Raw genomic sequence first — 7,273 nt, 5'->3', positions numbered from 1 at the left:
GTACGTACGTACGTACGTACGTACGTACGTACGTACGTACGAGGGCGGGCCGCGCGCGGCCCGCCCTGGATTTTGTTCGAAAAAGTGAACAATTTCTCCCCCGGGCCCTTCGCGACCCGATACCCTCTGCCCATAATCTTCCCTCCGGTTTTGTGGGAGACTCCCACAAAATTGGATGCAAAAATGTGGCAGTCACACACAAAACCGGAAGGAAGTTGTCTGACGACTCCACTTGTACACGCCCACAAACCCCCATGCGCGCGCCTTGTCCGTTCGTACAAGGCAATCCGCTCCCACCACGGTTACGATGGCGTAAGTTCTGCCCAGAGTGACACGTGGAAGGATTTGCCCCAAGGATGCTCACTGAATACACCACTCCCGGACCGGCCGTACCCGTACAGCCCGACGAGACCATCTATGCCATGCTCATGGACCGCCTGGCGCGCTCCGGCGCAGACGACGAACTCGCCGTCAACAAGGAACCCGACGGCACCTGGAGGTCCATCAGCGCCGGCGAGTTCTGCGGACGCGTACGCGCCATCGCCCGCGGCCTGGTGGCCTTCGGCATCGACAAGGGCGACACCGTCGCCCTGTTCTCCGCCACGCGCGTGGAGTTCGGCATGCTGGACTTCGCCATCGCCGCCATCGGCGCGGTGAGCGTGCCGATTTACGACACCGACTCCGCCGCCCAGGCCAAGCGCATCATGAACGACTCCGGCGTCAAGCTGGCCATCGCGGACAACCAGGACCGCTTCGACCGTCTCGACTCCGTATTGGACGACTGCCCCACCCTGGAGCGCATCCTCATGATCGATGCCAACGCGCTGGAGGCACTGGCCGGCATGGGCGTGATGGTCAGCGACGAGGAGCTCGACGAGCGCATCGAGTCCGTGCGCACCGACGACCTGGCCACCATCGTGTACACCTCCGGCTCCACCGGCACGCCGAAGGGCGTGGAACTGACCCACCGCAACTTCATCGCCACCACCAAGGCCGCGCTGGCCTGCATGCCGCAGCTGGTGGAGAAGGAGGCACGATCCCTGCTGTTCCTGCCACTGGCGCACTGCTTCGCCCGCGAGATCCAGTACTTCACCATCGCCTCGGAGCGCGGCGTGGTCGGCTACCTGCCCGACACCAGGACGCTGCCACATGACATGAAGCTCTTCCGCCCCACCCTCCTCTTCGGCGTGCCGCGCGTGTTCGAGAAGGTGTACAACGCGGCATCGCGCAAGGCAGGCACCGGCTTCAAGGGGCGCACCTTCGTCAAGGCGGCCGTCGCCGCCATCGAGTGGTCCAAGATGCAGCAGGCAGGCGAGACGCCCACCGCCAGCCAACGCGCCCACCATGCCATGTATGACGCGGCCGTCTACCGCGTGATCCGCAGCGCCTTCGGCCCCTCCATCCGTTTCCTGGGCTGCGGCGGCGCACCACTGAACCCGGGCCTGGCGCACTTCTTCAACGGCATCGGCATCCCCATGATGCAGGGCTACGGCCTGACCGAGACCTGCGCGCCCTTCACCTACACGCGCGTGGACGACAACGTGATCGGCACCGTCGGCCAACCCACCCCCGGATCCTCGGTGCGCGTGGACGCCAAGGGCGAGCTGCAGGTCAAGGGCGAGAACGTGTTCAAGGGCTACCACCAGCTGCCCGAGCAGACCGCCGAGGCCTTCACCGAGGACGGATGGTTCAGGACGGGCGACCTGGCGAGGATCGACGACGACGGCCACATCACCCTCACCGGCCGCGCGAAGGACATCATCATCACCGCCGGCGGCAAGAACGTCTCCCCCATCCCCATGGAACAGGAACTCGTGCGCTGCCCCATCGTGGAGCACGCCGTGGTCGTGGGCGACAACAAGCCCTTCGTGGGCGCCGTGCTTACCCTGGACCCGGAAGGCCTCAAGCAGTGGCTGCCCACGCAGAAGCTCAGCGAGGACATCACCGTGGCCGAGGCTGCCAAGCTGCCCGAGGTGGCAGCCGAGATCCAGAAGTACGTGGACGACGCCAACGAGATGGTCTCCAGGGCGGAAAGCATCCGCAAGTTCATCGTGCTGCCTGAGGAGTTCTCACAGGAGAACGGGTGCCTGACGCCGTCGATGAAGGTCGTGAGGGCGAAGGTGGTGGAGGTGTTTGGGAATGCAATCGACGATGAGCTATATGCGGGTAAGAGGTAAAACTCATCCGGACCATCCCAGCCGGTCACGATTTATCACAGGCAGTGACCGGTTTAATCATGCCGACTAGACAGGCATTCTTGGCTCTTACATGCTGAAACACGAAGAGCCAAGAATATCTGTCACCCCCAACTGTCTAGGCAATACTGATATGTAGTGTCTTGCCCATCGCTCGCGCGAGTCGATCAAGCGTTCTCATCGAGGGATTCAGCTTGCCACGTTCGATACGGTTGACAGTCGTGCGGTCAACACCGCTGAGCTCCGCCAACTGTTCTTGAGACAACCGCGCCTCTTCACGGGCACGAAAAAGCGCAACCGCAGCCTCCAGTCCGTGCGTACGCTCCAGCAGCCCCAGTTACCGGACGACAACGGCGGTTTCCGTTTCCAGGCCAACGCCACTGCCATAGTCGTGCTCCAACCCTCGGTCACCGTGGCCGGCTCCAACGCAACCGTCGCCCCTACCCTCCTCGTCTATGACAAGGACACCATCCAGCTACAGCGCACGCTGACGCCCCAGGGTGATCTCGCCCGTCTTCTCGCCAACCGCGCCGCTTTCTTCCTCACGTCCTTCGCCATCGATCCCTCGCTCACCGCGACGAACGATCGTTGAAAGCCGCACCAAGCAACAACAGGAAGGGGTGCCGTCCGGCGACTGCCGGACGGCACCCCTCATGGTGCGCATCACTGCATCATTATTGGATCATTGAATCAGCCATCTCCAAGGCTCACCGCACCACGCACCGCTCACCTCAGAACGGCACGCCGCACCGGAAGATGACGTTGGCATACGGCGTCGTCTCGCCCGTGCGTATCACGAACTTCACGCCGTGTTCCAGGCTCTTGAAGCCGCCTTTGCCGTCGTGCGGCACGTAGAAGAGCGGCACGTCGGGGAACCGCCCATGCACCCACGTCTCCGGCTCCTGCCCCTTGGCCTCCTTGGCCATGATCCCCTGTTCGAGGACCAGGACTGGTGCCAGCACGTCGAGCACTTGCGTGAAGCGCAGCACGCCGTAGTCGAGCGCCAGGTCGATCACCTGGACTCCCTCGGGCACCGGCAGTCCCGCGTCCGAGACCACGAAGCGGTCCTTGTGGCGCAGGTCCGCGAGCGCGGCGGCGAGCTGCCGGTTGATGATTCCGCTGGTCAGCATGATGACCCCCTTGCCGCCGGTGACGGCGCCGCGGCAAGGGCGGCGCCGTCCCGGCCGTTGCCTACTGGAATTCCTTGACGTTGTCCGCCGTGACGGTTTCCACTTCGATGGACTGTGTCTGTTCGACCACCTCGCCCTTGATGGCCTTGACGGCCGCTTCCACCGCCTTCTGCCCGAGCAGCCTGGGCTGCTGGGCGATGGTGCCGACCATCTGCCCGTCCGCGACTGCCTTGAGGCCGTCCGCGGTGCCGTCGAAGCCGAACACGGTGACGCCGTTGCCGGCGCCGTTGCCCAGTGCCTGCACGGCACCGAGTCCCATCTCGTCGTTCTCGGCGTAGATGCCGACCACGTTCGGGTTGGACTGCATGAGGTTGGTGGTCACGTCCAACGCTTCGGCGCGGTCGAAGTTCGCGGTCTGTTCGGCGGCGATCCGGATGCCGGAGTGCTTGGCGATCTCGTCCTTGAAACCCTGTCCGCGATCACGCGTGGAGGCGGCGCCCGGCGTGCCTTCGAGGATGAGGATGTCGCCCTGGTCGCCAATGGCCTTGGCGAGTTCCTCGGCTGCCTGCTTGCCGCCGGCCACGTTGTCGGAGGCGATGTGCGAGGTGACGTCGACGCCGGTGACGGCGCGGTCGACGCTGATCACCGGCAGGTTGGACGGCATGAGGGTCTGCACTGCCGGCGCGGCGGCGTCGGAGTCGACGGGGTTGATGATGACGGCCTTCGCCCCTTGCGAGACGGCGTTCTGTGCCTGGTTCTGCTGGGTGGCGGAGTCGTTCTGGGCGTCGGAGACGACGAGGTCGACGCCCTGCTTGGTCGCTTCTTCCTGTGCGCCGTCGCGCAGGTCGACGAAGAAGGGGTTGTTGAGCGTGGAGACCAGCAGCACGACCTTGTCGGCGCTGCTGCTGGACTGGGTGCCGCCGCCGCAGGCGGTCGCCCCCACCATCAGCCCTCCCGCGCACAGGAAGGCCATGCCGATGCGGATGATTTTCTTCATGGAAGAGAACACGATCCTCTCCTTTCTTTTCGGTCTGTTCTTTCGGTCCATGACTGTCAGTGCGTGTCCTCCTTGCGCCGCAGCGTGTCGACGCTGACGGCCGCGGCGATGACCAGGCCGATGACGACCTGCTGCCAGAAGGAGGAGACGTTGAGGATGTTGAGACCGTTGCGGATGACGGCGAGCAGGATGGCGCCGACGAAGGTGCCCCACACGCGTCCCTTGCCGCCGGCCAGGGAGGCGCCGCCGATGACGACGGCGGCGATGGCGTCCATTTCGTAGCCGTCCGCGGCCTGCGGCTGTGCGGAGTGCAGGCGTCCGGCGATGACGAGGCCGGCGACCGCGGCGAAGATGCCGGAGAGCACGAACACTCGGATCTGCGTGCGGTGCACGGAGATGCCGGACAGCCGGGCGGCCTCCATGTTGCCGCCCACCGCGTACATGGCCCGCCCTGCAGTGGTCAGGTTGAGGATGACCGCGGCGAGGACGCCCATGACGACCATCGTGAGGATCGGCACAGGCATGCCGCCGATCGTGCCGCCGAAGAAGTTGACGGCCGCGGAGGTAGCGATCGGCCGGCCGTCGGAGATGACGAGGGTCAGGCCGCGTGCCACGGACATCATGGCCAGGGTGGCGATGAAGGACGGCAGGCGCATCCAGGCGTTGAGCATGCCGGAGATCGCGCCGAATACGGCGCCGACGGCCACGCACACCACCAGCGTGAGCGCCGGCGGGAAGCCCATGGAGGCGCCCGTGTAGGCGGCCAGCATGCTGGAGAGCGCCGCCACCGCGCCCACGGACAGGTCGATGCCGGCTTCGATGATCACGAAGGTCTCGCCGAAGGCGAGGATGGCGGTGGTGGCCGCCTGGATGCCCACGTTGAGCAGGTTGGCGCCGGTGAGGAACGCCGGTGCCCCGATCGCGAGGATGATGCACAGGAGCACCAGGCCGATCAATGCGCCGTTGCGTGCCACGAATGTCTTGACCTTGTCCATGTCGTTGACTTCCCTTCCTTGCTGTTTTCCATGTGGGACACGGCGAGTGCCATGACCTGCTCCTGCGTGGCGTCGGCGGCGGGCATCTGCCCGCTGACGCGCCCGTTGCTCATCACGACGATCCGGTCGGCCATGCCGAGCACCTCGGGCAGGTCCGAGGACGCCATGAGCACGGCCCCGCCGCTCGCGGTGACGGCGTTGACCAGTTCGTAGATCTCCACGCGTGCGCCGACGTCGACGCCGCGCGTCGGCTCGTCGAGCAGCAGCACTTTCACGTCGGCCATCGACCATTTGCCGAAGACGACTTTCTGCTGGTTGCCGCCGGACAGCGAGCCGGCGGACTGTTTGATGTCCGCCATGCGGATGCGCAGCCTGCCCGCCGTGCGCGTCGCGCGGCGTCGCTGGCCGCGCCGGTCGACGAAGCCGAGGGTCGCGGTGGGCACCATGGTGGCCAGCCCGAGGTTCTCGGCGACGGAGGCGTCGAGGATCAGCCCTTCGTCGCGCCGGTTCTCCGGTACCAAGCCCAGTCCCGCGTCGATGGATGCGGCGATGTTGCGCCTGGGCAGTTTGCGGCCGCACACCGTGACGCTGCCGTAGTCGTAGCCGTCGGCGCCGACGATGGCGCGCAGCGTCTCGGTGCGGCCGGCGCCGACGAGGCCGGCGAGTCCGACGACCTCGCCGGCGTGCACCTCCAAGGAGACGTCGGTCAGGCTGCCCTTCGTGGTCAGGTGGCTGACCTTGAGCAGCGTTTCTCCGGGTTCCTGTGCCTCGCGCGGGTATTGGTCGTCGATGTCGCGGCCGACCATGAGCCGCACGAGCGTGTCTTCGGGCGCCTGGGCGTCGATGGTGGCGACGACCTGGCCGTCGCGCAGGACGGTGACGACGTCGCCGACGCGGGCGACCTCGTCGAGGTGGTGGGAGATGAACACCATGCCGATGCCCTTGGCCTTCAGGTCGTCCATGATGGAGAAGAGCCGTTCGCATTCCCTGCTGGTCAGGGAGGCGGTCGGTTCGTCGAGGATGAGGATGGACGAGTTGCGCATGAGGGCCTTGGCGATCATGACCATCTGCTGGCGGGCCGCGCCCAGTTCGCGCATGGGGCGGGTGACGTCCTCGTCGAGGCCGATGACCTGCAGCGCGCGGCGTGCCCGGCGTTTCATGGTGCGCCTGCTGACGAAGCCGGCCGTGCTGGGCAGTTCGCCCAGGAAGAGGTTCTCCATGACGGACAGTTCGGGCACGATGTTGAGTTCCTGGTGGATGACGGCGATGCCGTGCCGGTGCGCCGCATCGATGTTCGGCAGCGTGACGCGCTTGCCGTCGATCTCGACGTGCCCCTCGTCCGGCTGGTAGATGCCGCTCATCATCTTGATGACGGTGGATTTGCCGGCCCCGTTCTCGCCGAGCAGGACATGCACCTTGCCCGGCTCGACGGTGACGGACACACGGTCGACCACCTTGGCGGGGCCGAATGTCTTCGACGCCCCGACCAGTGACAATCGGGTCATGGTTCCTTCGCCTCCTCTGATGGCCGGCACCCTCGCCGGCCATGCCATGCCTCCCGTGGCATGCCCAGAGCTTGTTGTCCGCGAACGTGCCCCTCCCCAGTCATGGGGGCGACGCCGCGATGAAATGAAAACCGTATTCGTTTTTCCGAACTTGTGCCGTCCGCACGCCACCTCGCGTGCTCAAACGTTTTAACAAGAACGTGATTTCATTCTAACGAAGGAACCCAGAAAGACCAAAGTATTGCCCGGGGCGATACCCTTGAGCGTTTTGCGCTGCGGTGCCGAGCGAATCCCGTGAGAAATTGTTCGTTTGCTAAGCGCCCCTGTGTGTTTCTGTGTTAAAGCGGGCACCAGGTCGGGTACTTTCCCCGAATTAAAGCGGGCACCCGCACGGGGTCGAATCCTGACTTAAAGCGGGCACCGGGTCGAAGAACAAAGTAGTTCTTCGACC

At 65.2% G+C, this 7,273-nt stretch carries 7 protein-coding genes; 2 read left to right on the top strand and 5 right to left on the bottom strand.

Annotated elements, in window-relative coordinates; genetic code table 11:
* The first annotated feature begins 356 nt into the window (after positions 1–356).
* On the top strand, positions 357–2,177 hold the full coding sequence (locus BCUN_RS11050) for an AMP-dependent synthetase/ligase (RefSeq protein ID WP_034258740.1): 1,821 nt from the start codon (positions 357–359) through the stop codon (positions 2,175–2,177).
* A gap of 136 nt (positions 2,178–2,313) precedes the next feature.
* Here BCUN_RS11050 and BCUN_RS12845 read toward each other — a convergent pair whose 3' ends face one another.
* On the bottom strand, positions 2,314–2,505 hold the full coding sequence (locus tag BCUN_RS12845; RefSeq protein WP_274518399.1) for a helix-turn-helix transcriptional regulator: 192 nt from the start codon (positions 2,503–2,505) through the stop codon (positions 2,314–2,316).
* A 3-nt stretch (positions 2,506–2,508) separates the two neighbouring features.
* On the opposite strand from BCUN_RS12845, the gene BCUN_RS11040 reads away from it, so the two are divergent.
* Entirely contained in the window at positions 2,509–2,787 is a 279-nt protein-coding gene (locus BCUN_RS11040; protein WP_033517638.1) for a hypothetical protein, read from the top strand.
* Between the two features lie 139 nt (positions 2,788–2,926).
* Here the strand turns inward: BCUN_RS11040 and rbsD are convergent, their stop codons facing one another.
* The 4 genes from rbsD to BCUN_RS11020 form a co-directional block, all read right to left on the bottom strand.
* The gene (gene rbsD, locus BCUN_RS11035; RefSeq protein WP_033517636.1) at positions 2,927–3,325 is read right to left on the bottom strand and encodes a D-ribose pyranase; all 399 of its coding nucleotides are present in this window, start codon (positions 3,323–3,325) and stop codon (positions 2,927–2,929) included.
* A gap of 61 nt (positions 3,326–3,386) precedes the next feature.
* Entirely contained in the window at positions 3,387–4,322 is a 936-nt protein-coding gene (locus tag BCUN_RS11030; RefSeq protein WP_033517634.1) for a D-ribose ABC transporter substrate-binding protein, read from the bottom strand.
* 56 nt (positions 4,323–4,378) lie between these two features.
* Entirely contained in the window at positions 4,379–5,317 is a 939-nt protein-coding gene (locus BCUN_RS11025) for an ABC transporter permease (RefSeq protein ID WP_051921073.1), read from the bottom strand.
* Positions 5,275–6,822 (bottom strand): sugar ABC transporter ATP-binding protein, encoded by a 1,548-nt coding sequence (locus tag BCUN_RS11020; protein ID WP_051921072.1) that lies wholly within the window; start codon positions 6,820–6,822, stop codon positions 5,275–5,277. Before BCUN_RS11020 ends, BCUN_RS11025 begins: the two co-directional genes overlap by 43 nt.
* Between the last annotated feature and the right edge of the window lie 451 nt (positions 6,823–7,273).

This window comes from Bifidobacterium cuniculi, assembly GCF_000741575.1.
GTDB classification, from domain to species: Bacteria; Actinomycetota; Actinomycetes; order Actinomycetales; family Bifidobacteriaceae; genus Bifidobacterium; species Bifidobacterium cuniculi.
Note: the sequence above shows the minus strand (reverse complement) of the source record. Positions and strands in the feature narration are given on the sequence as shown.

Coding starts and splice junctions, on each gene's coding strand:
- BCUN_RS11025 (WP_051921073.1), bottom strand. CDS start 5,317: ATGGACAAGGTCAAGACATTCGTGGCACGCAACGGCGCATTGATCGGC.
- BCUN_RS11030 (WP_033517634.1), bottom strand. CDS start 4,322: ATGAAGAAAATCATCCGCATCGGCATGGCCTTCCTGTGCGCGGGAGGG.
- BCUN_RS11050 (WP_034258740.1), top strand. CDS start 357: ATGCTCACTGAATACACCACTCCCGGACCGGCCGTACCCGTACAGCCC.
- BCUN_RS11020 (WP_051921072.1), bottom strand. CDS start 6,822: ATGACCCGATTGTCACTGGTCGGGGCGTCGAAGACATTCGGCCCCGCC.
- rbsD (WP_033517636.1), bottom strand. CDS start 3,325: ATGCTGACCAGCGGAATCATCAACCGGCAGCTCGCCGCCGCGCTCGCG.